This window comes from Allorhodopirellula solitaria, assembly GCF_007859855.1.
GTDB lineage: Bacteria > Planctomycetota > Planctomycetia > Pirellulales > Pirellulaceae > Rhodopirellula > Rhodopirellula solitaria.
Genome location: NZ_SJPK01000001.1, coordinates 101,736 through 126,633, shown reverse-complemented (window position 1 = coordinate 126,633; position 24,898 = coordinate 101,736). Strand labels below are relative to the sequence as shown.

The following is a 24,898-nucleotide window of genomic DNA, read 5'->3' as shown; positions in this document are numbered from 1 at the left end:
GACGGAGCGGTAGCGAGGCCAAATTCCCAGCTTCCGTCACTCGTCGACGGCTTCGGCCTCGCCGATCTCGACCAGCATTTCGCTCCAGGCCGAACGCTGCTGCTCCCAGCGAAGCATCGCTGTCAGGGGGCGTAATCGCTTCTCGTGGATTTGGCATTTGCCGGGCTGTGGCGGCAGGTTCAACAACGCTTCCTGGATGTCCGGGGCGAGCAGATTCAGTCCCATGATCTGAGTCATGCGTGGTTGCGAGACATGTGCGATGCGGGCCAATTCGATCATGTCTGCCACCTCGTCGTTCTGAAGCATGGACTGATACCGAATCGCCAAAGCCATCAGTCGAGCGATCCGCGGGATGCGACCGGCGGGCTTGGCTGGTGATTCAACGTTGTCTTCATCACCGGTGAATCGCCGGATCGTCTTCCGTCCGCGAGCATTGATTTGGACGTTCAGTTTGGTTTTGACTTTGATCACGCGGTGACCTCCTCTTGTTGCAGGGCTTCCAGCGACGCGATGCCGCTGGAATGGAATGAAATTTCAATCGTACTTTCGGTTTGATCGAACTCGACCTTCGCCACCAACAACCCGAGCAGTTGGGCTTTCTCCCGCATGTTGAGCGCATCCCACACACGGTCAAAGTCGGAGAAGGCTTCGGTGATGAAGTCGGCCGACATGTCTTGCTTCTCGGCTTCGGCAATCTGTCGATGGACGCCGGCAAGACTTCGCTCCGCCGACTCGATGCGTTGCTGCAAGTCGGCGATTCGCGCCGTGGTTGAGCTGTTGCCATGTTCGAGCAGAACCAGATTCCGAACCTCGCCGTGGTCGCGGGCCAGTTGCCGTGTCAGTTGCATCCGCTGCGTCTCGAATTCTTCCTTGCGTCGACGCGATGCCTCGTCAGCTTGGCGGATGATCTCATCTCGCAACCCATCATCGCCGGCGATCGCACGCACTTGGTCCACCACCGCCTCTTCGATTTCACCCGCCGGCAGCGATGGATGTTCGCACGAGTTTCGACCGCGTTTGATCGCTCGAACGCAGGTGTAGTAGCGATACGCGATGGACTTCTTCTTGGTCGACGTGTGAACCATCGCGACGTTGCATTGCGGGCATCGAATCAGCCCTTTCAAAAGGCCGCCATACTTGCTCGGTAACCGGCTGCCGCGGGTCAGGTTGTTCGCCCGCAACTGCATCTGAACCTGGTCAAAGATGGCTTCATCGACGATCGCTTCGTGCCGCCCGTTGAACAATTGCTCTTTGTGTTTGATCTTGCCGATGTAAATCGGGTTGGTCAGCAAAGCGTGGATGCTGCACTTGTCGAACGGTCGGCCACCTTTGGCGAGTCCTTTCTTCGTCGTCCAAAGTTTGTTCATCCATTTCCGCTCGGCCACCGCATCGCTAACCGGCGTTAGCGATTGCAGTTCCAAGTACAACAGAAAGATCCGCCGCACCTTGGTCGCTTCTTCCGCGTTGACCACCAACTTCGGCGTCCGTTCGCTTCGATCGACGTCGTAGCCCAACACCGGATAACCGCCGCACCATTGCCCACGCCGCCGTTGACCGGCGATCTTGTCGCGGATGCGTTCGCCAATGATTTCCCGCTCGAACTGAGCAAACGACAGCAGGATATTCAGCGTCAACCGGCCCATCGAATGCGTGGTGTTGAATTGCTGAGTCACCGAAACGAACGACACGCCATACTTGTCGAACGTCTCCATGACTTTGGTGAAGTCCAACAGTGATCGGCTCAGCCGGTCGACCTTGTAAACCACCACGCAGTCGATCTTTCCCGCTTCGATGTCTTCCATCAGTCGTTTGAGTGCTGGCCGCTCAATGTTCCCACCAGAAAAACCGCCGTCGTCGTACATCTCCGGATTGATGACCCAGCCTTCGTGTTGTTGGCTAGCGATGAACGCTTCGGCGGATTGGCGTTGTGCGTCGAGTGAATTGAATTCCTGATCGAGCCCTTCTTCGGTCGACTTCCGTGTGTAGATTGCACAACGGATCGTTTGCACCGTCGTGGCTATTTCGCGTTTGTTCATGGTCGCCTCCCAAGTTTGAAGAACAGGAATCCATTCGTGTGCGTGCCTGTGACTTTCTTGGCAATCGCCGTCAGCGAACGAAATCGTTCGCCTTCGTATTCAAAGCCTTCTTGCAGCACCACGACGCGGATCATCTCGCCTTTGTATTGACGCTCGATGACGTTGTTGGGCGGCGGCAGTCGCGGATCCCAATCCACGAACGCAGCAGGCTTCGGTTTGGCGACCTGGGTGTTGGCGTGTTCCCGAGGCGCAGTCACACGCGATTCGGCATCAACGGCCAACTCGCCCGCTTTCATCAACGCCTCTCGTGACAGCCCACCCTCATCGTTGGCCTGTAACCGCCAGGCGATGCGGCGGACCAAGTACTGCTTGTTGCGACTTCGACATTCTTCGCCGAAGACTTGTTCGTATCGTTTTTGCAAATCGGCGACCTTCATCTCTGGCAGCCGAGCAATCTCGGCGGTGACCTTCGGACTCATCGTTCACCTCCTTCGGTCGCGACCAGTTCGTCATCGTGCGAACCAACATCGACGTTCGGTTCCGTCGGCACGGTTTGCTCGCAGGTCCGTGCGGCGCGGGACAAGCCGCGGGCCAGCAAAACTGCGATTTCTCGCTGTCGCTGCTCGTTGGCATGGTTTTCATCTGGCATGCTTCATCTCCATCTCGGGGGACTCTCGATCGGTCTCGAAACCCGTTGTTTCGGAGACGTCGGTGACAGAGAGGCCTCCGGGGCCAACGTCATCAAGCCGCTCGGGTAAAGAGTCCGCGAGATTTCCCGAAACAGGTTCGGAAGTCGCGTCGCGGTCGTCAGACTCGACCGCCGCCAGATGCAGTCGCCTGATGCCGACTGCCAGAATCGCCGCGACTGATCGCAGGCGAATGTCCGCCGGGGTCGCGGACGATTGAGAGAGATTCAAAGAAATAGCGGGCACCTCGTTCGCAAAGAAAGATCCAGAGCGACCAACCACTGGCCCCTCCCGGAACTATCTATGCCGCCTCGCCGACGCGCGCCCCATCACCCAGAACGTCAAAATTCTGCCGCAGCCATTTTCGCCCGAGTCCAACCAGGATTGAATCGAGCAACCCGAGCGAGGCCAACGTGCGATAACCCAGCCCCTCTTCACCCAGCTCTCTCCAATCACCCAGAGAGTCGCGAGAGATTCCCGGCCCGCTGAACCGCCACCCCCCCCGGAAAATCACTCGATCCGGCTCTCCAAACGTCTCTGACCAGAGAGTCCGAGAGAGCATCAAAACGCAGGAAAACCACGAAAAAAGCCGGCGTTCTGCGAGATGCAAAACGTCGGCTTTCGAAGTTTACCCCTGCCGGTCAGTTTCCTAACCAAACAGAGAAGTTGCGGGAGCCGGATTCGAACCGACGACCTCGAGGTTATGAGCCTCGCGAGCTACCGGGCTGCTCCATCCCGCGGTATGATTGAGACATCCCGTTGTTGTTCTGGGTTCACTGGAAATTCGATCTTTCTGGAGGAAAGTTTCGTAGTGTTCCGCAGGCGGTTTGTCTGGGCCAGAAGATGGCGGATTGAGCTCGGATTGTCAACGGCGGTTGAGGGCTTGTCGCGAAAGTTTTTTGTTTCCTCGCCCCGCCGTCCATTTTGCTGGGGTAAACTTGACGAAACGGCCTGCGAATGTTTCTGTTGGTACGTACGGACTCCAGTGAGACGATCGCTCACTTTTCTGCTTCTCGAACTCGAAACGGTGTGCTCCCCGCTGGTGGCGGGCTTGCAGGCTTCCTTCATGTCCCATTCGGATCCTCTATCGACCGCAGATTCAGGCGACATGCCACCGGTCCCTCCTCAGGCAAGTGCGCCGGAGGGGCCCCAACAGCCGCCTCCTCCGCCGCCACTTCCGCCTCAATCGAATGCGTCTGAGCCGGCTCGGCAGCAGCCGCCGCCGCCTCCTCCACGTGCGACGCTGCCACCGGTTGCTGCGCCTGGTGATGGGGGTGGAGGTAGCTCGCGACGGGCGGAGCCGTCGGTCGACAATGTGGCGGCTGGGGGCTCACGACGGGCGGAGCGGTTGGATGGTAGTGTTGGTGGGGGTGGCTCGCGACGGGCGGAGCCGTCGGTCGACAATGTGGCGGCTGGTGGCTTGCGACGGGCGGAGCGGTTGGATGGTAGTGTTGGTGGGGGTAGCTCGCGACGGGCGGAGCCGTCGGTCGACAATGTGGCGGCTGGGGGCTTGCGACGGGCGGAGCGGTTGGAGGGTAGTGCTGGTGAGGGTAGCTCGCGACGGGCGGAGCCGTCGGTCGACTATGGGCGGAGGTCGCGGTGGCGGGGGGAGGTGCCGGGTGAGCAGCCTGTGAAGACGGCGGCGACGGCGGCGACGTTCGCGGCGGGGCGGGAGGCGAGGCCGGCTGAGGACGAGGAGGATGACGAACTGCTCCTGCCGGTGCGGAAGTCGATCCCCGCTTGGCTGGTGAGCATGATCGTTCACATTATCTTGTTGCTGGCACTGGCCCTGTGGACGTTGCCGGTGACCAGCGGTCTGCGCACGATGGTGCTGGAGCTCGGCGAAGCGACGGAAAGTGAGTCCGTTGATCTCAAGGAATACACGCTCGAAAGCTCTGACTCGGATGTACAGCAGGAGGATGCGGATCAGGTGACCGAGGATCCAGTCGAGATGGATGTTGAGTCTCTGATTGAATCGATCGACATTGCCGAACCGACTGAGATGGTGCCGGTGGAGCTGGGGGAGACCTCGTCGGAGATGGTGGTCAAGCCGATGTTTGGCGGGCGCCGCGGCGCGATGAAAGCGGCGTTGTTGGCGATGGATGGTAGTCCGCAAACCTCGCAAGCTGTCGAGTTGGGGTTGAAGTGGTTGGCCCGACAACAACGCAAAGACGGCGCATGGAGCTTGCGGGGGCCCTACGACGACGGCTCGTACCAAGAAAACACGACAGCGGCAACCGCGATGGCGATGCTGGCTTTCCAGGGTGATGGCAACACGCACATCGATGGTCCCTATGCGAAAAACGTCGAACGGGGATTGCGGTATCTGATGAACAAGCAATCGAAGCGAAACGGATTCTTCGCTGGCAATGAGCCCGACCGTCAGCAGTCGTACGCGCATGCTCAAGCGACGATCGCGATTTGCGAACTATACGGTATGACGCAAGACTCGTTGTTGCGGCAATCAGCTGAAGCCGCCGTGCAGTTCTCGGTGCGAGCTCAATCGCAGGAGGGTGGTTGGAGATATCAACCCCGTAGCGGTTCGGACTTGTCGGTGACCGGGTGGTACGTGATGGCGTTGATCAGTGCCAAGTCAGCGGGCATCCATGTCGAGCATTCCACTTTGGCGGCCGTGCAGGGTTATTTGGACCGGGTGTCGGTCGAAGGGGGCGCCGGGTACTGCTATCAAGAGGGTCGGCCGGCGAGTCAGACCATGACAGCCGAAGGGCTGCTCTGCCGCCAATACCTGGGCTGGCCTCGTGAGCGGGAAGCGATGGCGATCGGACTCAATACGCTGGTCCAAGATTGGCCGATCGAACGCGAGGCTATGAACGTTTATTACTGGTACTACGCAACCCAGGCCCTGCACCATTTCGGTGGATCGGCATGGCGGATTTGGAACGACAACATGAAACAGGTGTTGCCCGCGATGCAGGTCAAGCGGGGCAGTGAAGCGGGCAGCTGGTCGCCGCAAGCGGACCAGTACGGCAACGCATCGGGTCGGTTGTATACGACGTGCTTCAGTATCTATTGCCTGGAAGTCTATTACCGCCATCTCCCGCTGTATAAGCTCGGCAAAGAGTGAGGCTGGCTTCTAGCTAATGGCTAGTGGCGGCTTCCATGAGCCAACTGAGTGCGGCTTGGATGTCGGGGTAGTGTTGTTCTTCGATGAGGCCGCCGTGGCCGAGGTCGGTGAGAGTGACGACACTGTGCTCGCCCGCGTAGGCGTCGTGAATTTTTTGCTGGATCGAGGGAGGTACTAGTTCATCGAACTCAGACATCAGGAATACAGCGGGCAGGTGGCAATGGGCGGCATTGTCGATCGAGCTGAGGTCAGCGGGTAGGTGGGCGACCAGACGTCTCATCCAGGGACGGGACGCGTAGCGGTCGGCGACGCGGAGAATCGTGTTGGCGAGATCGGGTGGGTTTCGCAGCCAGAGCACGCAGCGATCGGCAGTGGACTCGGGTGGCAACCAATCGGCTGGGCGGGCCGCGAGTGAGAGAGCGGACAGGCAGCCGAGGCTGTTGCCGCAAAGCCAGATTTGCGTGTCGGGCCCGCAGCGAGATCGCACGACTGCGGTTGCGAAAGCTTCTGCGGCCGGTACGAGATCCACGAGACTGGCGCGACCCGTGCTCTGCCCGTACCCCGGTGGATTCCACGTCCAGGCTTCATAGTGCCCAGCAGGGTTGCCGGGGGACTCTGCTCGGCTCGGGTCGGTTTGCCCATCTTGGTCAGCAACAAGGTTGAGCGGAAAGGGCGATGAGCGTTCGGCGCGCCCGGCGGTTCCTGGGAACTTGATCAGGAGTGTCTTGGGAGCGGGGGCGTCGTCCCAGTCAGCGAGCGTGGTGGCGCCCTGCAGCGGCGATTCCTGTGGCAGCTCGTTCGCGGCCGGATCGGTTGCCATCTTTGTTGCCAAGTCTGTTGCCACGTAGCATTCGATGGTTCTCGCGGGGCCTGTAGCGGAGGGGGCGAGCGATAGCTCGCAGCGTCTCAGGTCGCCTGGATCGATCGCTTGACGCGTGGGGCGCAGGACGCATCGATCGAGAAAGAGGTTTCGTAGGGACGCCAGTGAGCGGAGGATAGGCATGGTCGATTGGCTTGAAGGGACTCGTCGCCTCCTTGTCTTTAACCATAAAACCGGATCTCCTGTCAGCTTGTCTGACAGGAATCTCCGTTTTGTGATTAGATAACGATGGAGCATTCACCCCGCTCCCATGCGGGCTTGCCCCGCATGACAGCAAAGTTGATCGACTTGGTTTCCTGTCAGACAAGCTGACAGGGGAACGTGTATCGATACCGCGGTTTTCTAATTTAAAAACGCTGCTTCCCGTGTGACAAGCACACGGGGGAGCAAACTTGTGGGTAACTGACAGCTCGTCGCCTCGTCCACTACGGAAAAACTTTTGTTACTCGAGCGTGCCGACGATTTCGGCTACCGATCCGGCTCCGAGTTCGCCGAGGGCAGCGGGAAGCTGGTCGATCAGACGCATCGAGAGTGTGGGATCGTAGTAGTTCGCGGTTCCGATTTGGACAGCCGAAGCGCCCGTGACGAGGAACTGCATCACATCATCGAGGCTGGCGATGCCACCGATCCCGATGATGGGGATTTCGACAGCGCGGCGGACTTGGTGGACGCAGCGGAGGGCGATGGGTTTGATTGCTGGGCCGCTCAAGCCGCCCATGCCATTGCCCAGAATCGCACGTCGTTTGCGCCAATCGACGGCGATGCCGAGTACGGTGTTGGTGAGGCAGACCGCGTCAGCGCCCCCGTCGGCGGCACCGCGTGCAATGTCCGCGATGCTGGTGACGTTCGGAGTGAGTTTGGCCAGGATGGGAACGCTGGTAGCGTTGCGGGCGGAGGCGACGACGCTGCGGCAGGATTCCGCGTTGGTCCCAAAGTCGACTCCGCCGCTGACATTGGGGCAGGACAGGTTCAGTTCGATGGCGGCAACACCCGGGCACGCCCCGACGCGCGCGGCGAGTTCAGTGAAGTCCTCCACGGTGCGGCCGGCAACGCTGACGACGATCGGTGCGGTGAGCGAGGTGAGATAGGGCAGGTGATGTTCGATAAACGCATCCACACCGTCATTATCGAGGCCGATTGCATTGAGCAGTCCGGCCGAGGTTTCCACGGTTCGCCAGGGGGCGTTGCCGATGCGGGGTTCCGCCGTGATGGTCTTGGGCAGGATTCCGCCGAGGCGGTTCAGATCAACAATGGACTGCATCTCCCGGGCATAGCCAAAGGTGCCCGACGCGACCATGATCGGATTGGGCAGCGTGAGTCTGCCGAGGGTTGTTTGCAGCGTGGGGGCGGTCACGTCGGGGATTACGGGCATGGCAGGATAAGGCGGTGGTGGATTTGGTGGATGAGTCGATCGGCGACGTGTTGTTTGCTACCCGAGATCGTTTCGATGATGCTGCCGTCGCGGTCGAGCAGTTCCACATTGTTATCAGCAGCATCGATCGCTTCGGGGCCGTTGCTAACCATCAGGTCACAGCATTTTTTTTGCTGTTTAACGGTGGCTCGAAAGTGGCGATCGTCGGTCTCCAGTGCGAAGCCGACGACCCATTGGTCGCTGCGTTTGCTCTGGCCGAGGACCGCAATGACATCGGGCGTTTCGATCAGCTCCAAGACGAGAGGTTGGCCGGTTTTGGAGAGTTTTTGATCGGAGACTTGGAGCGGTTTGTAGTCACAGGGAGCCGCCGCCCCGATGGCGCCATCGCACTCGGGGAAGAGTTCACCGGCGGCATGGAGCATCTCGTCGGTGGTGAGGACGTCGATGACGTGTGCGCCGGGCGGGTAGTCAACGGTGACCGGGCCCGACACGATCACAGCGTCGTGGCCGCGTTGCAGAACGGCGGCGGCGAGGGCAGCGCCCATCCGGCCGCTCGACGCGTTGGTGAGATAGCGGACGGGATCGAGGTATTGCCGAGTGGGGCCGGAGGTGATCAGGATTTTGGCACGGCGATGGGGGGCGTCGCTCACTCTGAGTCGTCTTTGGATCCGGGGGAATCACTTTCGCTGATGACCGAGGTGATGATTTGATCGAGTCGTTCGCCGACGATATTCATGCGGGCGGCAGCGAGGGCAAAGAGGCGTTTTTCGGATTCCGCCAGGTGTCCGTCGGCGGCCATCATCGAGATTAAATCGGCGAGCAGGGCTTCCCGAGAGATATCGTCAGGCGGCAATTCGAGGGCGGCGTCGTCAGCGAGTCCATAAGCCAGTGCGTCTTGCAGGTCGTCTTGGCCGAGACCCAGTTCCACGCAACGATCGGCTACCCATTCGACTTCCCGTTGGCCGATCGATCCATCGGCCAATGCCATGACGACGATATTGCGAAGATGACGCTGACGATCGGTGTAGTCTGGGTCGCTCATGGGAGCAGGGTACTTCGAGAATCGAGGAAGCGTGGCAGATCGGGAACAAGGGACTGCCTCAGAACGAGGCCCGTAGTTTAGCAGAATGAGTGCGGGGGTGAATCGGACTGGGCGCGTTCCATCTCGGCAAAACAGAAAGGCCGCGAGGCTCGGGGACGGCGGGCACGCTGGTTCAGGACGTTCCGTTGCGCTGTCGGCCCTCCCCGGAAGACTCGCGAAAGGCTCGTCTTCCGACCCTCCCGACTTCGCTGGGCGGGTGATGATGGATCCGGGGGTGTTCGCTTTGCTCAAACCACCGGCTATTTTCTTACACGCCTCCAGCGTACGAAGACTTGCGGGTGGAGGACTCGTGGCCTGCTGTTGATTACCCACAAAACCGGATCCCCTGTCAGCTTGTCTGACAGGAATCTCCGTTTTGTGATTAGATCAAGATGGAGCATTCACCCCGCTCCCATGCGGGCTTGCCCCGCATGACAGCAAAGTTGATCGACTTGGTTTCCTGTCAGACAAGCTGACAGGGGAACTTGTGTCGATACCGTGGTTTTCTAATTTGAAAACGTCGCTTCGGCGTGTGACAAGCACACGGGGGAGCAAACTTGCGGGTAATCAACAGCTCGTCGCCTCGTCCACTACCAATTCGGGGCTTAGCTGCTCAGTTCGCTGACGACGCCGCGGACGATGGCGCGGAGGCGGGGTTCGGCGGCGTTGGCGGTGGCGATGATTTCGGCGACGTTGGCGGGCTCGATTGCATCGGGCAAGCACATGTCGGTGATCACACTCAGGCCGACGACTTTCAACCCGCAGTGGATTGCGACGATTGTTTCGGGAACGGTGCTCATGCCCACGACATCGGCACCGGCGCTGCGTAGGAAGCGGTACTCGGCGCGTGTTTCGAGGCAGGGGCCGGCGACGGCGACGAACACGCCTTTGTGAGGATAGAGCCCTTCGCGATGGGCGACGTTCATCGTCCGCTCGATCCACTCGTGGCTGTAGGGTTCGCACATATCGGGGAAGCGTGGTCCGAGCCGGTCGTCGTTGATTCCGATCAACGGATTGCCCCCCATCAGGTTCATTTGGTCCTCGATGACCATGATGTCGCCATTTTGATAGTACGGATTGAGACCACCGCAGGCGTTACTGACGATCAAGAGTTCTGCGCCGAGTTCTTTGAAGACACGCACGGGCAACGTGATGTCTTGCAGCGAGTAGCCTTCGTAGAAATGGAAGCGACCTTCCATCGCCATGATCGGGACGCCGGCGAGGGTTCCGATCACGAGCCGGCCGGCGTGGCCGGTCGCCGTGGAGCTGAGGAAGTTGGGGATGTCGGCATACTCCAGGGTGGCTTCGACGTCGATGTCGTCGACGAGTCCGCCGAGTCCTGTGCCGAGGATGATGCCGACACGTGGCGTTTGCTTGGTGTGTTGTCGGATGAAGGCACAGGTTTCTTGGATCTTGTCGTGGAGATGAAGCATGAAAGCAGTGCGGAGTCGTGGAGGCGGATAGTGAATGGGCTGAAACCCGGGGCGAGTTTCGCGGCGGACGTGCGATGGGGTATGTTATCAGCCAAGCTGAATATTTGCATTGCCTCTGAAGAATGATTCTGCCATGGCCGTTCCATCGCCTGACGTATTTGAGAAGCTCGCCACGTTCTATTTGGGGCGTCATTACGACCTCGCCGATGCCAAGCTGCTCGATGATCTGATGCTCTACGACGCCAAGGATCTCTGCACGCATGCGATGTGCGTGGGGATGACCGGCAGCGGGAAGACGGGGCTGTGCATCTCGCTGTTGGAGGAGGCGGCGATGGATGGGATTCCCGCGATCTGTATCGACCCGAAAGGCGATCTGGCCAACTTGATGTTGGCGTTTCCGGACATGCGGGCTGACGATTTCCGGCCGTGGCTGGAAGCGGGCGACGCCAGTCGCAAGGGGCTTACGCTCGATGAGTTGGCGGCGTCGACAGCCAAGGACTGGAAAGAGGGGCTCGAGTCATGGGGTGAGTCGGCCGAGCGGGTGGGCAAGTACAAGGCGGCGGCGGATGTTGCGATCTACACGCCCGGTAGTAACATTGGGTTGCCGCTGACTGTTTTGAAAAGTTTTGATTGCCCGCCTTCCGAAGTGCTCGAGGACGCCGACGCGATGCGGGAACGCGTCACCGGCGCGGCGTCGGGACTGTTGACGCTTCTCGGCATCGATGCCGATCCGCTGTTATCGCGCGAACATATTCTGATCAGCTCGATACTCGATCACTGTTGGCGTGAGAAACGCAACGTTTCGGTGGGCGATTTGATTGGCCTGGTCAACGCGCCGCCGATCACCCGCGTGGGTGTGTTGGATCTGGAATCGTTCATGCCGGCGAGCGAGCGGGGCAAGCTGGCCATGATGCTCAACAACGTGTTGGCGTCACCGGCATTTTCCTCTTGGCTCGAAGGCGAGCCATTGTCGATCAAAAAGCTGCTGCACACCGATGAGGGCAAGCCGCGGATCTCCATCCTCTCGATCGCACACTTGAGCGAGAAGGAACGGATGTTTTTTGTGACGATCCTGCTCAACGAGGTCGTGGCATGGATGCGGACGCAGAGCGGCACGAGCTCGCTCCGCGCGATTCTCTACATGGATGAGGTGGCGGGGTACTTCCCTCCGGTTGCCAATCCGCCTTCGAAACCGCCCATGCTGACTTTGCTCAAACAGGCCCGAGCCTATGGGCTGGGCGTGACACTGGCGACGCAGAACCCAGTCGATCTCGATTACAAGGGGCTGTCTAACATCGGGACCTGGTTCCTGGGGCGATTGCAGACCGAACGCGACAAGGCTCGCGTGCTTGAGGGTCTCGAGGGTGCGGCGGCCCAGTCGGGGAAACCGTTCGACCGCGGCGAGATGGAACAACTGCTCGCGTCTTTGGGGAAACGCGTTTTCCTGATGAATAATGTTCACGACGACGCACCGACAGTGTTTCAAACACGCTGGGCGATGTCGTTTCTGGCCGGACCGTTGGCGCGCGACCAGATCCAGACCTTGATGGCAGACCGCAAGGCGCAGCTCGCCAAGTTAAGCAAAGCCAAAAACGTTCCCGTCGCGAAACGCACCATCACACCAACGCGGCCGGTGTTGCCAGCGGGAATTGACGAATCCTTCCTGTTGCCCCATCAGTTTGTGCGTGGAGAGGGCGAGCGGCTCTACCGGGCCGCCCTGTTGGGTGAAGGGACGCTGCATTTCGTTCGCAGTTCCGCGGGAGTCGATTCGTGGGTCGACGTGCAACAGATACTCCTCTGTGGCAAGGGCGTGCTCCAGGACGGTTGGGAGTCGAGTGAACCGCTCGCTCCTGATGCGGAGTTGGAGGCGAAACCAGATTCCAGTTTTTCGTTCTCGCCCCTGCCCGATGAGCTGCGTGGCAAGGCCTCGGTGAAGTCCATCTTCAAGGATCTCAAGGACTATCTCTATCGTCATCAGCCGATGGAGCTCTACAAGAGTGAGGTTTTGGATGAGTATGCACCGGCAGGTCTCTCAGAGAGCGAATCGCGACTGCATTTCCAACAGGCTGCGCGCGAGCAACGGGATTTGGAGACGGACAAGTTACGGCAGAAATACTTGAAGAAAATGGAGTCGATCAAGAGTAAGATTCGCACCGCCGAGGACCGAGTGTCGCGTGAATCGGCGCAGTACGACAACGCCAAAGTAGGCTCGCTGGTATCGCTTGGAACATCCGTGCTCAGTGCGTTCATGGGCCGGAAGATCTTTAGTAAGACGAACGTTTCGAAGGTCTCTACGGCGGCTCGTAGCGCCAGTCGCACGGCACAGCAGCATGGCGATGTGGAACGGGCAGAGCGGCAGCTCGAAGAGTACCGGATGGACATGGACGACATGAGTGCGAGATTGGAGGCCGAGCTCAGCGATCTCACCGAATCGTTTGCGATTGAGAATCTCGAACTGGAAACGATCGTGATCCGACCGCGCAAAGGTGATATGAAAGTCAGCGATCCAAGGATCGTGTGGACGCCATGGCAGATGACCCCCGAGGGCGACGCGGTGCCGTTGTTTTAAGGGGAGCGTATCCGGTGGTGTTCGCTGCGCTCGACCACCGGCTATTTTCTTCAACGCCTCCGGCGTAGGAAACTTGTGGGTAACTGGCAGGAGGCAACGAGTTTTTTTGCACTGCATGATCGACTGTGTTCGCCGCAATCCTGCCGTTCGGATGGTATGTGCAAATAGAGCCGCCCCGTTGGGGCTAACGCGAGGTGGTGGCGTCTGAAACCCCAGGCGTTGCCTGGGGCTTTCATAGAACTGCCCCGTTGGGGCGTTGTCATGAGCTTTCTTCAGCAATCGATAGAATGCTGCACTTGTGGGTAATCAACAGCTCGTCGCCTCGTCCACTACAGACAAAATTCGCTACTGATTGATCGCGCGATGCTGGATCTAATTGTCTTCGCGGTTGACCATGGCTTGGAAAACGGCCGGGTCGATCGAGTCTTGCAGGAATTTCACGGCGCCATCGGCCATCCCGACGGAGGCACCGCCGGCATGCAGGCTACCGAGGCCACCCACGTAATGCGGGTCCTCGAAGACGTCGGATGATACGCTTTCATTGATCGCGGTGCCCGCGTTGCGGAGGCTGCTGCGGGTGCCGCTCATCCAGCCCAAGTCGTGTTCGGGCGGCGATAGTTTTTCGCCCAATAAAATCGTGTAGGCGGTGCCGTCGGCAATGTCGCTGAGGGCGATCCAGCGATTGAGCATCAACAGTCCATCGTTGTTGACACCGATAGGCTCCGCTTGGCTCGCGTGCATTCCCGCGTAGCTCGTCGTGTTGGGGATCTGTTCGCCGATGGAAGCGGGGCAGCGCAGGAACGCGAGGCTTGTCTCCCGCACAGCGTCGTTCGCCGGTGCGGAAACGCCCACCTCGAAATCGATCGAATCGTAGAGAGCCTCGCGGTCGAGGTAGCGCAGTAGCGACGAGATCCAGTTGTGGTGATAGCCTTCGGGCAAGCTCAGGATGCTGAGTGTCTCTGCAGGGCTGGTGTCAGCGAGGTTGCCGTTTTGAAAAACCTGCGCGGACGTCGTCAACGTGCCGCTGGGCAAGTGCTTGAAGTTATCCGCATAGGCCTGGCACGCCATTACCAAGCGGCTCAAGTTCTGGTCACAGTTGCTGCGCCGAGAAAGCGAACGCATGTCGCGAACGACGGGAATCGAAATCGCCAGCAGGATGGCCACGATGGTGATGATGACGATCAGCTCGAGCAGCGAGAATGCGTTCCTGGGGACCGGTCGCGGATTCATGAAATACTCTATGGTGGTAATCGGATGGCTGGCTACGTGAGAACGCATGCTATCGCATCTCGGTTGGGAAGGGATGGGCGTAGGCAACTGTGTCTTTCTCTACGGCTGTTTTCGAAATGGGTTGGATTGGATTGGGGAGCTTTCCGGATGAGAACTTGCTGGCTGTTGGTGGTGATTGCGATCGCAGGGTGGAGGCCCCCGGTGGTTTCGGCAGCGGAGCCCGGGTTTTCAGTGATGTGCTGGAATCTCGAGTGGTTTTTTGACGACTCCAAGCAGGGGAATTATAGCGCTCTCGCCCGGGAAAAATCGGCCCCGACTCGCGGCTTGTGGAATTGGCGACGGGATGCGGTCGCAGCGTCCATCGCCGAGGTTCAGCCGTCGATTGTTGCATTGCAAGAAGTGGAGGGGCCGCGCGTGTTGTGGTACCTGGCGCGAGCACTCGATCGCGAGCATGGTCTGAAGTACCAGGATAATGCCATCGAGGGTGAAGATCATGCCACCGAACAGGACGTTGGCATTCTGACGACCCGGCCCACCGAAGTGTTGACGTTGATGCGTGGTGAGGTGACCGGGTCGATGCAGCGGCAGGAGACCTATGCCGGTGTCACGAAACATCTCGCGGCGTTGATCGAAATTCCCGTCGCTGGGCAAATCGAAACGATTCTCGTCGTCAATGTGCATTTGAGGAGTGGTGTGGCAGCCGAGCGTTTGCGGCAGAAACAGGCGGCGAGTTTGCTGCGTTGGATGCAGGTTTGGCAGCGGAGCTCCACGCACGTGATGGTCGTCGGAGATTTCAATACGCAAGAATTGGCGGGCGAGGTTGCCGGCGGCAGCGAGATGGCGATATTGATGGGACGTCGCACCGCCGACCCCCAAGACGATCTCGTGGATCTGATCGAGCAGGTGCCTGTCGCTCGGCGGCAGACACACCTATTATCTGGCAAACAGTTTGATCGGATAATCGTCAGCCGATCGCTCATCGGAGACGAACCGGGCCGCCCGGACCTCTGTTTACGGAGCGTCGACGTCCGCCCTGATCTGTCGATTCGCGGCGGCGCTGATCTTCTCGATGAGCACTGGAACCACTACTGGGAGATCGATGCGGCGAACCGTGACCTCAGTGATCATTATCCTTTGGTAGCGGAGTTTGAGATTCGATGAGTGAAACACAACCCATGATCCGCTTGGATGATTTCCTCAAAGCGGCAGGTATCGTCGGTACCGGTGGTGAAGCGAAGGTCCGCATTCAAGCCGGCGAGGTGTTGGTCAACGACGAGGTGGAGACGCGTCGTCGGCGGCAACTTCGGACTGGCGATGAGGTCAATTGGAACAGCGAGGTGTGGGTGGTCGAGGTCACCGACGATGATTGATTCCGCCACAGGCTTCGAATAGCGTCAGGGCCTGGACCGTTTCGGCGACGTCGTGGACGCGGAGGATGTGAGCGCCCGCCGCGGCTGCGGCCAGCGAGACGCCCAGGGTACCAGCCATCGGATCGAGCTCTCGGCCCGAGGCGGACACGATCGACTGCAGCCGTTTACGAATGAACCCTTTGCGAGAATGCCCGATCAGGCAAACGCAGCCGAGGTCGGTAAACTGATCGATCCCGCGGACCAGATCGATGTTGTGTCGGTGCGTTTTGCCAAACCCGATACCGGGATCGAGACAGATTCGCGACTGTTCGATGCCGGCGGCCAAGCAAGCGTCACGGCGGGCGATGAGATAGCGACGGATGTCGGCGACCACGTCCTCATATTGCGGGGCATCTTGCATGGTTTGCGGTGTGCCTTGCATGTGCATCACACAAACACCCACCTCGCGTTTGCGGACGAGATCGGCCATGGCCGGGTCGCTTTCGAGCCCCGTGACGTCGTTAACGATCTCTGCCCCTGCATCGATCGCCGCCTCCGCCACGCTGGATTTACTCGTGTCGATGCTGATCGGGATGTCGACGCGTGGTGCCAGTCGTTCGATCAGAGGGACGACGCGATCCCGTTCGACGGACGCGTCGACCGGTTCGCTGTAAGGACGTGTGCTCTCACCGCCGATATCGATCATGTCCGCGCCGTCGGCCGCCATCTGGAGTCCGGCGGCAAGGGCGGCGTCGAGCTGGAGTGAGGACGCTTTGTCATACAAACGCCCGCCGTCGGAGAAACTGTCCGGCGTGAGATTGAGAATCCCCATCACAAGGGGGCGGTGTCCGATGGTGATCGTTCGACCCGATGTTTGCCAAATCAGTGACATGGTTACCGATCTCTAGAGGATTGTTGGTTTAGCGGCGCAGAAATAGGGCCGCCCCGTTGGGGCTTTGGGTTGTGTTGGCGTTGGGATCCCCAGGCGTTGCCTGGGGCTGTCATAGGGTTGCCCCGTTGGGGCTTTGGGATGTTTTGGCGTTGGGATCCCCAGGCGTTGCCTGGGGCTGTCATAGGGATGCCCCGTTGGGGCTTTGGGATGTGTTGGCGTTTGGGATCCCCAGGCGTTGCCGCGGCTGTCGTAGGGATGCCCCGTTGGGGCTTTGGGTTGTGTTGGCGTTTGGGTCCCCAGGCGTTGCCTGGGGCTGTCATAGGGTTGCCCCGTTGGGGCTTTGGGATGTTTTGGCGTTGGGATCCCCAGGCGTTGCCTGGGGCTGTCATCGGGTTGCCTCGCTGGGGCTTTGGGATGTGGTGGTGTAACGACGAAAAGCCCGAAGGGCCTGCCGAAGCGGGCCGATCGAGCTAGTCGTGGGAGTGTTGCCGTCAGTCCGGGCGCGTACCCGGCGACAACGACTCAAGCCTCCGCCCCTACACGGAAAATCAATTGTATGGTTTGTTTTGGCTCAGGGAGGCCAGCGGAAAACTCAGCGGGGGATCGCCATTCTGCGGACAGGTTGCGGTGCGTTCTGGTCGCTGGCCGATCCTTGATAGGAAGCTGGGACGACCGCGTTGGCAGCCCCTGAGTCGGTGACGTGCTGAGCCGACTGCCACGCTTGGGTCGGCCGTGCCGATGATGTCGTGTCGAGCACGCTCGGTGGGGTGGTCGCACGAACCGGTTGGTTCAAAGTTGGTGCTGGCGTGGGGATGCCTGTCGGTGCTTCGGGGGCGAGCAATTCGCCAGGGGTATCGCCCATTTCGGACAGCGGTTGATCGTTGACGTCAACGGGATTGCGATAGGGGTTCAGGTTGATTCCCAATGGGTCGGTGTTACCGCTGTTGCCGTTGAGGCCAGGTTCGCTGAGCATCATGGATTCCGGGGTCATGGTTTGACCGGGAGTCATCGTGCCGCTGCCAATGATCTGTGAAGCGGATTCGGCATCACGCAGTGGTCCGGTGCGGACGACGTTCGGGCGACTGACGCCGTAGACCAGTTCACGTCCGGCACTGCGTTCGCGAGCCCGTTCGAGGGCATCCCAGTAGGCCTTTTTGTTCCAGGCACCTTCTCGCAAGACGATATTGTTGTTGGCCAACAGGGTGCCTTTGAGAAAGTCGACGTAGTTGAGTGATTTGTTGTATTCGCCCAGTGCCCGGTAGTACTCGATTTGGGCTTGAGCTTTTCGTTGTTGGCTCTGCAGGACCACGTTGACGGGGCTGCGTCCGTTTTTGAACTCGGCCAAGCGAGCTTCCACTTCTTGCTCGGCGGCTTGCCACCGCTGGGCATTGGTTTGAATGAGTTGGTAGTGGGTAGCGGCTTTCGCTTCGGCGTCGGACAATCGGCTGACGAGCAATCGTTCCTTCTCTTGCAAGTTAGCCTTCTCGCGGACGAGTCGCAGTTTGCTGCCACGGATCCGGGTCAGTTCTCGGCGGGCACCGATGGCGGGCGGTGTGATTTCCAAACGCACGGCACCTTCTTGGTAGTTGCCGCCGGTCAAGCTACCCAGGGCACTGCTGCCGGCAGCGGGGAAGTCGACATCGGACCCCGATGGTGGGCCGAGCGTGTCGCCCACGCCGACATAGCGATAGAGCAGGGACAGGTTCACGTCGGGCAGGATTTGGTTCTTGGCCGAGACGAGTTCGAGTTCTTGTTGTTTGATGCGAGTCTTGGTTTGACGCAGTTCCGGCGACAGGTAGAGTGCCTGGGCAACGGATTCGTTCCAGTCAAACTCAACCCGGGCGATCGTGGGTTCATCGATGGGCCGCACCAAGCGACCGTCGGTCGGTGAAATGCCGAGCAGTTCACGCAGGCGGCGTTCAGCACCGTAGACGCCTTGGCGGTCCGAGCCGGGCAGGTTTGATCCAGCGATCGCGGATTCGAGCAGGCCACGGAATTGGTAGTACTGTTCCACAGCCTGGGCGAGTTCTTGCCGCGTACCGGTACCGTTTTCGAGAGCCAAGCGGGCGAACTGAGCCGTTGCGATGGCACTGTTACGTCCGATGATTGCCGTCGAGACGTTGCGGTAGGCGACGTACAGGTCCCAGTAAGCGACTTCGACGTCGCGGACGAGGTTACGCACTTGGACTTCGTACTGGGCGATGGAAATGTCTTCGTTCAAACTCGCCAGCACGACAGGGATGCGGTTGATCAGCGTGCCTCGGTTTCGCATCAGGGGTTGTTGCACCTGAGCTTCCATGGTGGCGGTGTAGTCGCTGTGGACTTGGCGTGAGGCCGAGTTGATCGGACCCAATGGCAGGTTGTTATTGCCGTAGACGAGCTGGTTGCGGATGGTGGCCACGCCGCCGGTGGCCAGGCGTTTGCTGATGGCGCCTTGTGCGGTGACGTCGTCGGATTGGAAGTCGGATCGCGACACGATGCTGTCGCCGGAGTTTCGCGGGCGGTCGGTATTGCTGTAGCTCAAAAATCCGCTGGCTTGAGCATCGAACTCGGCCAGGGCGTCTTCCACACCACCGACCTGGTTTGCTCGCAGGACGCCTCGTGGCAGCACACGGTTGCCATTGCCGTCGATGGTCAGCGGTACGGATTGGGTCGTCGATTGGCTGATGGCGACGTCGTAGATGCTGCCGAACTGGTCTGCGGTGCCGCTGATGAATTGGTCAGCCACATTTTGACGGTTCTCCAGGATCCCACCGGTCGTGATGAAGAACTTGGCATTGCCCAACGCGATCGAGACGGCTTCTTCGAGTGGCAGGTTCCAGAACTGATAATCGTGATTGCCGATCGTTAGCGGCCGCAACGTTTGCGTCGTATCAGGTAGACTCTCCACATCCACATCGGGATATTCGATCTGCGTCGCCGCTTGAAGGTAGTACTTCAAGTCCGGCGATTCATTCAGAAAGAATGGCTGAGTGGGTGCACAACCGCAGGCAATCAAGAGCGAGAGCCCGAGTTGCAGGTAGGCAGTGTAGCGGTATAGCAGCGAGCGATTCATGCCCTGGACTTCCCTGGATCGGCGGTCACCGGTAAACCCATGATTGCGGCCGCCACAAAGCGGCCGTGTCATGGGCTCCCGTAAACCGTTGAATTGGAAAGCCCCCCTACAAAGGTCTCACGCCGTACGCTCCACCGGGCGACGTGAGACCTCTGTCCGAAAGTGCTATCGACCATCGAGATAGATAACCTTTGACGATTCTGCAGATTTTGACGAAAAAGTAGAAAACACCGACGAACTCAACCCGAGCGATTGATGAGCAAGCGACGAAGACGAGGAAAAACCAATCCGCAGCGTGAAACAATGGGGCGTGAAACCGAGCCCGGCGCCGGTGGCAGCGGTCCGTCGGCAGACACCAACGAAGCAGGCGGTGCTGGCAAGGCCGCCGAGTCGGTTCGCCCTGTGAGCCTTGAGTCCTCGGGTGCTGATAAACCCCCGGGAGGCGATGACTCCGTGCGTGATTCCGGTGCGGATGGCCAGGCGACGCAGGGAGGGGCAGTCGAAGGGCGCCCCGTCGGAGCGAAAGCGACGGCAGGGAAATGGGGAGGCGAGAACTTCGTCGAGAATTTCGTTGGGGGCAAACCGAATCTCCTCCCTCAACTGCCCTCGCTGGCGCGGGTGATGTCCGTCGTGATGCTGGTCGTGGGGATTCTGGGCATCGGTGTGCTGTTTTATCAGGTGATGGCTGGGTTCTTTGTGCCGTTGTTCCTGGCGGCACTGTTGGTCGTCATCTTTCGCCCGGTATATCTGTCTCTCTTAGCGCGAACGCACCAGCGGCGGCGGCTCTCGGCAGGGCTGACGACGGCACTGATCCTGTTCATTGTCTTATTGCCGTTGGGGGTGGTGATTTCGGTAGCGACTAGCCAGTTCACTGTGTTGCTGTCGCGGATGAATGGCAGTGCATCGGTTGCCTTGGACCGCATTCGCGATCAGGTTGGCCTTAGCCTGCCGCATGCCGAGTACTTCCGCGAGCTCGATCAGATTACCAATTCGATGGGAGTCAAGGGGCTGCCGCAGGCCACTGCAGACAGCGAAAGTGTGGCGAATCATCCAGGCGGATTGGTGGTCAAAGCCAAGCAGTTGGACAAAGCTGCTGCGATTGTGAAGTTCCTCCAGGCCAACGTGGAGGGGCCGGAATCTTCCGTCGAAGCAGCAGAGCAGGCGGTGGAAACGCTCAATGACTATTCGGATTCCCTCCGTGAGGCTGCTGAGCAGGAACTCGCGGCGAATTCGGCGGGCGAGATCAACCCGCTGTTGAGGTTGAACGTCTCGGAAGAATTCGAGCAGGTGTCCGTGCACGCCGCGGCCTCGGTTCGAACTTGGATGCACCTCAAGCTCGGCGGTGCACTGCAGAGCCAGATGAAACTGTTGGCGAATCCAGACGAAGCGGATTTCTCCCGGTTGATTCGGGGAGCTCGTGAATCGCTGCAGCCGCGGTTCGTCAAATTGACGAGTGCCACGGGCAGCATGCTGGCCAAGGTCCTGTTCGGCTTGATGATCCTCGTTATCTCGATTTACTTCTTTTTGATCGACGGTCCCAAGATGACCAGCACGTTGATGCGTCTTTCACCGCTGGACGATTCCTACGAGCGCCAGTTATTGACGCAGTTTGATCAGACCAGTCGCGCGGTGGTGATAGCGAGCGTGGCCAGTGCGGTGGTGCAGGGGATTTTAGCGACGATCGGGTTTTGGTTGACCGGGTTCGATCAGATTGTCCTGTTCCTGTTCCTGACGAGTCTGATGGCCTTGGTGCCGTTTCTCGGTGCCGCCTCGGTTTGGGTGCCCTGTGCTCTGTGGCTTGGATTCGTCGAACAACGCTGGATCGCCGCTGGATTGCTGGCGTTGTGGGGCGCTGCGGTGGTTTCCTCGATTGACAACGTGATCAAGGTTTACGTTCTGCAAGGCCGTAGCCAATTGCACCCGCTCTTTGCTCTGCTGAGCGTGATCGGGGGCGTTTCCGTCTTCGGGCCGATCGGAATCCTGGTCGGGCCCATGGTGGTGGTGTTTTTGCAAACGCTGTTGGAGATACTCAACCATGAGATCCAAGACGCGTGAGCGATCGGTAAGAAACGCGGAAAGAATAAGTGACGCATTCTAATTCACCCTCCCTGTGGGAGGGTCGAGCGAAGCGAGGGGAGGGTTATGCTGGATTTCCGTGCTCGCCCTCCCCGGCCCGCAGCGGGCCGACCCTCCCGAAGGGAGGGTGAAGTTCTCGACACTTATTGCTCCCACGTTCCCAAGCGGCCGGGTGGGCGGCGTTACTCTGTGCCTGACGGCCCTCGGCTCATTATTGCGGGACCAACGTCGATTGAATCGACAGTTCGGAAAGACCGTCGGGCCCCAGCGTGAGAGACAAGTTTGAGAGAGTCGCACGCCACCCTTGGACAACCGCGGCGAGCGGTTATGATCATGCCCCACGTATAGACAATACAGTCCTTCCCTCGGAGATTTCCGTGTCTCAATCCCTCCCCAATGTCCTTGCATCTCGATACGCCAGCGAGGCCATGGTGGCGATTTGGTCACCGGAGTCAAAAGTCGTCCAGGAACGTCGGTTGTGGATCGCGGTCATGGAAACGCAGTCCGACTTGGGGGTGCCGATTCCCGAGGGCGTGGTCGAGGCTTACGAGAAGGTGATCGATCAGGTCGATTTGCAGTCGATTGACGATCGCGAACGCGTCACACGCCACGATGTCAAAGCCCGGATCGAAGAGTTCAATGAGTTGGCCGGTCACGAGCACATCCACAAAGGGATGACGAGTCGGGATTTGACCGAGAACGTCGAGCAGTTGCAAATTCGCTCCGCGCTGTTGCTCGTTCGCGACCGGATCGTCACATCGCTCTCGATGTTGGCTGAACGTTCGGCGGAGTACGCGGAACTGGCGATCGCGGGCCGCAGTCACAACGTGCCCGCTCAGGTCACGACGGTGGGCAAGCGTTTTGCCAACGTGGCCGAAGAGATGTTGACGGCTTATCAAAGAGTCGACGAACTGATCGCCCGCTATCCGCTGCGAGGGATCAAGGGGCCTGTCGGCACTCAGCAGGATATGCTCGATCTGTTCCAAAACGATGCTGAGAAGCTCGACCAGCTGGACGTGCGAATTGCTGAACGGCTTGGTTTCACGTCGGTGTTTGACAGCGTCGGGCAGGTGTATGCACGCTCACTGGATTTTGACGTCGTCTCGGCGCTCACTCAGGTCTCATCGGCCCCGGCGAACTTTGCCCGGACGCTGCGGCTGATGGCGGGCGCGGAACTTGCTACGGAAGGTTTTCGGCCGGGCCAGGTCGGTTCTTCGGCGATGCCGCACAAGATGAACGCGCGATCGGCTGAGCGGATTGACGGGTTCTGCGTTCTGTTGCGTGGATATTTGGCGATGGTCGGCGGCTTACTTGGTGACCAATGGAATGAAGGAGACGTCAGTTGCAGTGTGGTGCGGCGGGTGGCCATGCCCGACTCATTTTTAGCAATCGACGGGCAGATGGAAACGTTTCTCACTGTCTTGAGTGATTACGGAGCCTACCCGGCGGTGATCGATCGTGAGCTCCGCCGCTACCTGCCGTTCCTGGCGACGACAAAAATCTTGGTCGCTGCCGTCAAAGCTGGCGTGGGCCGTGAAACGGCGCACGAAGCGATCAAGGAACACGCCGTGGCGGCGGCTCTGGCGATGCGGGAGTCGGGCCGTGATGACAACGATCTGATCGATCGACTCGCAGGCGATGATCGGATACCGTTCAGCCGTGAAGAGTTACACGCAGCGATCGGGGCACCGATCGAGTTTGTTGGCAACGCGGCGGCTCAAATCAATAAAGTCAACGCGCGAATCGAGCAGTTGGTCAATAAGAATCCGGAGGCAGCGGCCTATCGTCCCGGTGACATCCTGTAATATGAATCGCATCGGATCACTCAGGAGATGAATGTCGGGTTGCCAAGCCCATGGCAGTTCTTTCCTGTTTCAACCCCATCCATCCACGCTCTCAAAGAGTAATCGCATGAAGTTAGCCATCCTCTCCTGCAGCCCGAAGTGCTACTCGACTCGGCGGCTGCTGGAAGCGGCCCGGCACCGTGGAGCGACCGCCAAGGTGCTCAACACTCTGAAGTTTGCGATTGATTTGGAGCAGGGCGAGCCCGATCTGTATTATCGCAGCAAGCGATTGAGTGATTACGACGCGATCCTGCCACGGATCGGAGCGTCGATCACGTACTTTGGGACAGCCGTGGTACGTCAGTTCGAACAGATGGACGTGTTCAGTGCATGTTCGTCGGCTGGTATCACCAACTCTCGCGACAAGCTCCGCAGTCTACAGATTCTCAGCAGCCATCAGATCGGCATCCCGCAAACGACTTTCGTTCGCGACCGCAAGGATATCTTGCCTGCAATTGAGCGCGTCGGTGGGGCCCCCGTGATCATTAAATTGCTAGAGGGTACCCAGGGTGTGGGAGTGATTTTGGCCGAGTCGGTCAAGGTTGCCGAAGCGATCATTGAGACTTTGCAGAGCACCCGGCAGAACGTTCTGGTGCAGCGATTTGTCGCTGAGAGCAAGGGCCGCGACATCCGCGCCTTCGTTGTCGGTGACCGGATAGTCGCAGCGATGCGGCGAGTGGCCGTGGGGACCGAGTTCCGCAGCAACGTGCATCGAGGCGGGCAAACCGAAGCGGTGGATCTGGACCCCGTGTACGCCGAGACGGCCGTCCGCGCCGCTCAGATCATGGGATTGCGGGTCGCCGGTGTCGACATGCTCGAGGGCAAGGACGGGCCGCAGGTCATGGAGGTCAATTCCTCGCCGGGACTCGAAGGCATCGAAAGCTGCACGAACCTCGATATTGCTGGCGCGATCATTGACTACATGGCGGCTCAGGTTGACTTCCCCGAAGTCGACGTGCGGCAGCGGTTGACGGTCAGTCGCGGGTACGGTGTGACCGAACTGCACGTCCGCGACGGCTCCGAATTTGTCGGCAAGACGATCGACGAATCCGGATTGGCCGAACGAGATATCAACGTCTTGACGCTGTACCGCGGCACGACCGTGATCCCCAATCCGCGTCTGAAGCGGACGCTCGAGCCCAATGATCGCCTGCTGTGCTTTGGAAAACTCGAGGCAATGCGGGGGATGGTGCCTGATAAAGCTCGCAAAAAGCGTCGTCCCAAGATCAAGGCGCTGCCTGCATCGGCTCAGCAGATCCAGCAAGAGATCTCCAGCAACTGACTCTGGCAAGATCATGGAACTGTCGCGG

The 24,898-nt window shown here is 59.5% G+C and carries 20 protein-coding genes and 1 tRNA gene; 7 read left to right on the top strand and 14 right to left on the bottom strand.

Going from position 1 to position 24,898, the window contains the following annotated elements:
- Window positions 1-36: 36 nt before the first annotated feature.
- The 6 genes from CA85_RS00435 to CA85_RS00415 form a co-directional block, all read right to left on the bottom strand.
- Window positions 37-471: a hypothetical protein gene (locus tag CA85_RS00435; RefSeq protein WP_146389148.1), complete on the bottom strand. Its 435-nt coding sequence runs from the start codon at window positions 469-471 to the stop codon at window positions 37-39.
- Window positions 468-2,036 carry a recombinase family protein gene (locus tag CA85_RS00430; protein WP_146389146.1) on the bottom strand — a complete coding sequence of 523 codons (1,569 nt, stop codon included), beginning with the start codon at window positions 2,034-2,036 and terminating at the stop codon, window positions 468-470. The genes CA85_RS00435 and CA85_RS00430 overlap by 4 nt, the downstream gene beginning before the upstream one ends.
- Complete coding sequence (locus CA85_RS00425; protein ID WP_146389144.1) at window positions 2,033-2,515, bottom strand: DUF2924 domain-containing protein; 483 nt, start codon at window positions 2,513-2,515, stop codon at window positions 2,033-2,035. The genes CA85_RS00430 and CA85_RS00425 overlap by 4 nt, the downstream gene beginning before the upstream one ends.
- Entirely contained in the window at window positions 2,512-2,685 is a 174-nt protein-coding gene (locus CA85_RS24650; protein WP_186774663.1) for a hypothetical protein, read from the bottom strand. Before CA85_RS24650 ends, CA85_RS00425 begins: the two co-directional genes overlap by 4 nt.
- Window positions 2,675-2,968 (bottom strand): hypothetical protein, encoded by a 294-nt coding sequence (locus tag CA85_RS00420; RefSeq protein WP_146389142.1) that lies wholly within the window; start codon window positions 2,966-2,968, stop codon window positions 2,675-2,677. The genes CA85_RS24650 and CA85_RS00420 overlap by 11 nt, the downstream gene beginning before the upstream one ends.
- A 420-nt stretch (window positions 2,969-3,388) precedes the next feature.
- A tRNA-Met gene (locus tag CA85_RS00415) sits at window positions 3,389-3,462 on the bottom strand.
- Window positions 3,463-3,788: 326 nt separating this feature from the next.
- Between CA85_RS00415 and CA85_RS00410 the strand changes: the two genes are divergently transcribed.
- Window positions 3,789-5,807: a prenyltransferase/squalene oxidase repeat-containing protein gene (locus CA85_RS00410; protein WP_246112370.1), complete on the top strand. Its 2,019-nt coding sequence runs from the start codon at window positions 3,789-3,791 to the stop codon at window positions 5,805-5,807.
- 13 nt (window positions 5,808-5,820) lie between these two features.
- Here the strand turns inward: CA85_RS00410 and CA85_RS00405 are convergent, their stop codons facing one another.
- From CA85_RS00405 to CA85_RS00385, 5 genes are all read right to left on the bottom strand, one after another.
- Window positions 5,821-6,810, bottom strand: a complete 990-nt coding sequence (locus tag CA85_RS00405) for an alpha/beta hydrolase (protein WP_146389140.1) — start codon at window positions 6,808-6,810, stop codon at window positions 5,821-5,823.
- 319 nt (window positions 6,811-7,129) lie between these two features.
- A complete protein-coding gene (locus tag CA85_RS00400; RefSeq protein WP_146389138.1) occupies window positions 7,130-8,059 on the bottom strand; it encodes a dihydroorotate dehydrogenase in 930 nt (309 codons plus the stop codon).
- A complete protein-coding gene (locus CA85_RS00395) occupies window positions 8,050-8,676 on the bottom strand; it encodes a phosphopantothenoylcysteine decarboxylase domain-containing protein (RefSeq protein WP_146389870.1) in 627 nt (208 codons plus the stop codon). Before CA85_RS00395 ends, CA85_RS00400 begins: the two co-directional genes overlap by 10 nt.
- A gap of 29 nt (window positions 8,677-8,705) precedes the next feature.
- Window positions 8,706-9,101, bottom strand: coding sequence for a tellurite resistance TerB family protein (locus tag CA85_RS00390; RefSeq protein ID WP_146389136.1), 396 nt, complete (start codon window positions 9,099-9,101; stop codon window positions 8,706-8,708).
- A gap of 644 nt (window positions 9,102-9,745) precedes the next feature.
- Window positions 9,746-10,573 (bottom strand): purine-nucleoside phosphorylase, encoded by an 828-nt coding sequence (locus CA85_RS00385; RefSeq protein WP_146389134.1) that lies wholly within the window; start codon window positions 10,571-10,573, stop codon window positions 9,746-9,748.
- A 133-nt stretch (window positions 10,574-10,706) separates the two neighbouring features.
- Here CA85_RS00385 and CA85_RS00380 point away from each other — a divergent pair, with 133 nt between their 5' ends.
- Window positions 10,707-13,142: an ATP-binding protein gene (locus tag CA85_RS00380; protein ID WP_146389132.1), complete on the top strand. Its 2,436-nt coding sequence runs from the start codon at window positions 10,707-10,709 to the stop codon at window positions 13,140-13,142.
- Window positions 13,143-13,514: 372 nt separating this feature from the next.
- Here the strand turns inward: CA85_RS00380 and CA85_RS00375 are convergent, their stop codons facing one another.
- A complete protein-coding gene (locus CA85_RS00375) occupies window positions 13,515-14,372 on the bottom strand; it encodes a DUF1559 family PulG-like putative transporter (protein ID WP_186774662.1) in 858 nt (285 codons plus the stop codon).
- A 147-nt stretch (window positions 14,373-14,519) separates the two neighbouring features.
- Here CA85_RS00375 and CA85_RS00370 point away from each other — a divergent pair, with 147 nt between their 5' ends.
- Both CA85_RS00370 and CA85_RS00365 read left to right on the top strand, forming a co-directional pair.
- Window positions 14,520-15,533: an endonuclease/exonuclease/phosphatase family protein gene (locus tag CA85_RS00370; protein WP_246112368.1), complete on the top strand. Its 1,014-nt coding sequence runs from the start codon at window positions 14,520-14,522 to the stop codon at window positions 15,531-15,533.
- Window positions 15,530-15,742, top strand: coding sequence for an RNA-binding S4 domain-containing protein (locus CA85_RS00365; RefSeq protein WP_186774661.1), 213 nt, complete (start codon window positions 15,530-15,532; stop codon window positions 15,740-15,742). The genes CA85_RS00370 and CA85_RS00365 overlap by 4 nt, the downstream gene beginning before the upstream one ends.
- Here the strand turns inward: CA85_RS00365 and folP are convergent.
- A complete protein-coding gene (folP, locus tag CA85_RS00360) occupies window positions 15,726-16,613 on the bottom strand; it encodes a dihydropteroate synthase (RefSeq protein WP_246112367.1) in 888 nt (295 codons plus the stop codon). The genes CA85_RS00365 and folP overlap by 17 nt on opposite strands.
- A gap of 592 nt (window positions 16,614-17,205) precedes the next feature.
- On the bottom strand, window positions 17,206-19,668 hold the full coding sequence (locus CA85_RS00355) for a TolC family protein (RefSeq protein WP_146389866.1): 2,463 nt from the start codon (window positions 19,666-19,668) through the stop codon (window positions 17,206-17,208).
- 255 nt (window positions 19,669-19,923) lie between these two features.
- Here CA85_RS00355 and CA85_RS00350 point away from each other — a divergent pair, with 255 nt between their 5' ends.
- The 3 genes from CA85_RS00350 (at window position 19,924) to CA85_RS00340 (ending at window position 24,870) form a co-directional block, all read left to right on the top strand.
- A complete protein-coding gene (locus CA85_RS00350; RefSeq protein ID WP_246112366.1) occupies window positions 19,924-21,723 on the top strand; it encodes an AI-2E family transporter in 1,800 nt (599 codons plus the stop codon).
- 398 nt (window positions 21,724-22,121) lie between these two features.
- Window positions 22,122-23,549: an adenylosuccinate lyase gene (gene purB / locus CA85_RS00345; RefSeq protein WP_146389127.1), complete on the top strand. Its 1,428-nt coding sequence runs from the start codon at window positions 22,122-22,124 to the stop codon at window positions 23,547-23,549.
- 106 nt (window positions 23,550-23,655) lie between these two features.
- A complete protein-coding gene (locus CA85_RS00340) occupies window positions 23,656-24,870 on the top strand; it encodes a RimK family alpha-L-glutamate ligase (RefSeq protein ID WP_146389125.1) in 1,215 nt (404 codons plus the stop codon).
- Window positions 24,871-24,898: the final 28 nt, after the last annotated feature.

What these genes read in the sequence shown, in the direction of transcription:
- CA85_RS00430 (WP_146389146.1), bottom strand. Translation starts at nt 2,036, where the DNA reads ATGAACAAACGCGAAATAGCCACGACGGTGCAAACGATCCGTTGTGCA.
- CA85_RS00340 (WP_146389125.1), top strand. Translation starts at nt 23,656, where the DNA reads ATGAAGTTAGCCATCCTCTCCTGCAGCCCGAAGTGCTACTCGACTCGG.
- CA85_RS00355 (WP_146389866.1), bottom strand. Translation starts at nt 19,668, where the DNA reads ATGAATCGCTCGCTGCTATACCGCTACACTGCCTACCTGCAACTCGGG.
- CA85_RS00375 (WP_186774662.1), bottom strand. Translation starts at nt 14,372, where the DNA reads ATGAATCCGCGACCGGTCCCCAGGAACGCATTCTCGCTGCTCGAGCTG.
- CA85_RS00410 (WP_246112370.1), top strand. Translation starts at nt 3,789, where the DNA reads ATGTCCCATTCGGATCCTCTATCGACCGCAGATTCAGGCGACATGCCA.
- CA85_RS00385 (WP_146389134.1), bottom strand. Translation starts at nt 10,573, where the DNA reads ATGCTTCATCTCCACGACAAGATCCAAGAAACCTGTGCCTTCATCCGA.
- CA85_RS24650 (WP_186774663.1), bottom strand. Translation starts at nt 2,685, where the DNA reads ATGCCAGATGAAAACCATGCCAACGAGCAGCGACAGCGAGAAATCGCA.
- CA85_RS00370 (WP_246112368.1), top strand. Translation starts at nt 14,520, where the DNA reads ATGAGAACTTGCTGGCTGTTGGTGGTGATTGCGATCGCAGGGTGGAGG.
- CA85_RS00425 (WP_146389144.1), bottom strand. Translation starts at nt 2,515, where the DNA reads ATGAGTCCGAAGGTCACCGCCGAGATTGCTCGGCTGCCAGAGATGAAG.
- CA85_RS00400 (WP_146389138.1), bottom strand. Translation starts at nt 8,059, where the DNA reads ATGCCCGTAATCCCCGACGTGACCGCCCCCACGCTGCAAACAACCCTC.
- CA85_RS00380 (WP_146389132.1), top strand. Translation starts at nt 10,707, where the DNA reads ATGGCCGTTCCATCGCCTGACGTATTTGAGAAGCTCGCCACGTTCTAT.
- CA85_RS00405 (WP_146389140.1), bottom strand. Translation starts at nt 6,810, where the DNA reads ATGCCTATCCTCCGCTCACTGGCGTCCCTACGAAACCTCTTTCTCGAT.
- folP (WP_246112367.1), bottom strand. Translation starts at nt 16,613, where the DNA reads ATGTCACTGATTTGGCAAACATCGGGTCGAACGATCACCATCGGACAC.
- CA85_RS00365 (WP_186774661.1), top strand. Translation starts at nt 15,530, where the DNA reads ATGAGTGAAACACAACCCATGATCCGCTTGGATGATTTCCTCAAAGCG.
- CA85_RS00390 (WP_146389136.1), bottom strand. Translation starts at nt 9,101, where the DNA reads ATGAGCGACCCAGACTACACCGATCGTCAGCGTCATCTTCGCAATATC.
- CA85_RS00350 (WP_246112366.1), top strand. Translation starts at nt 19,924, where the DNA reads ATGAGCAAGCGACGAAGACGAGGAAAAACCAATCCGCAGCGTGAAACA.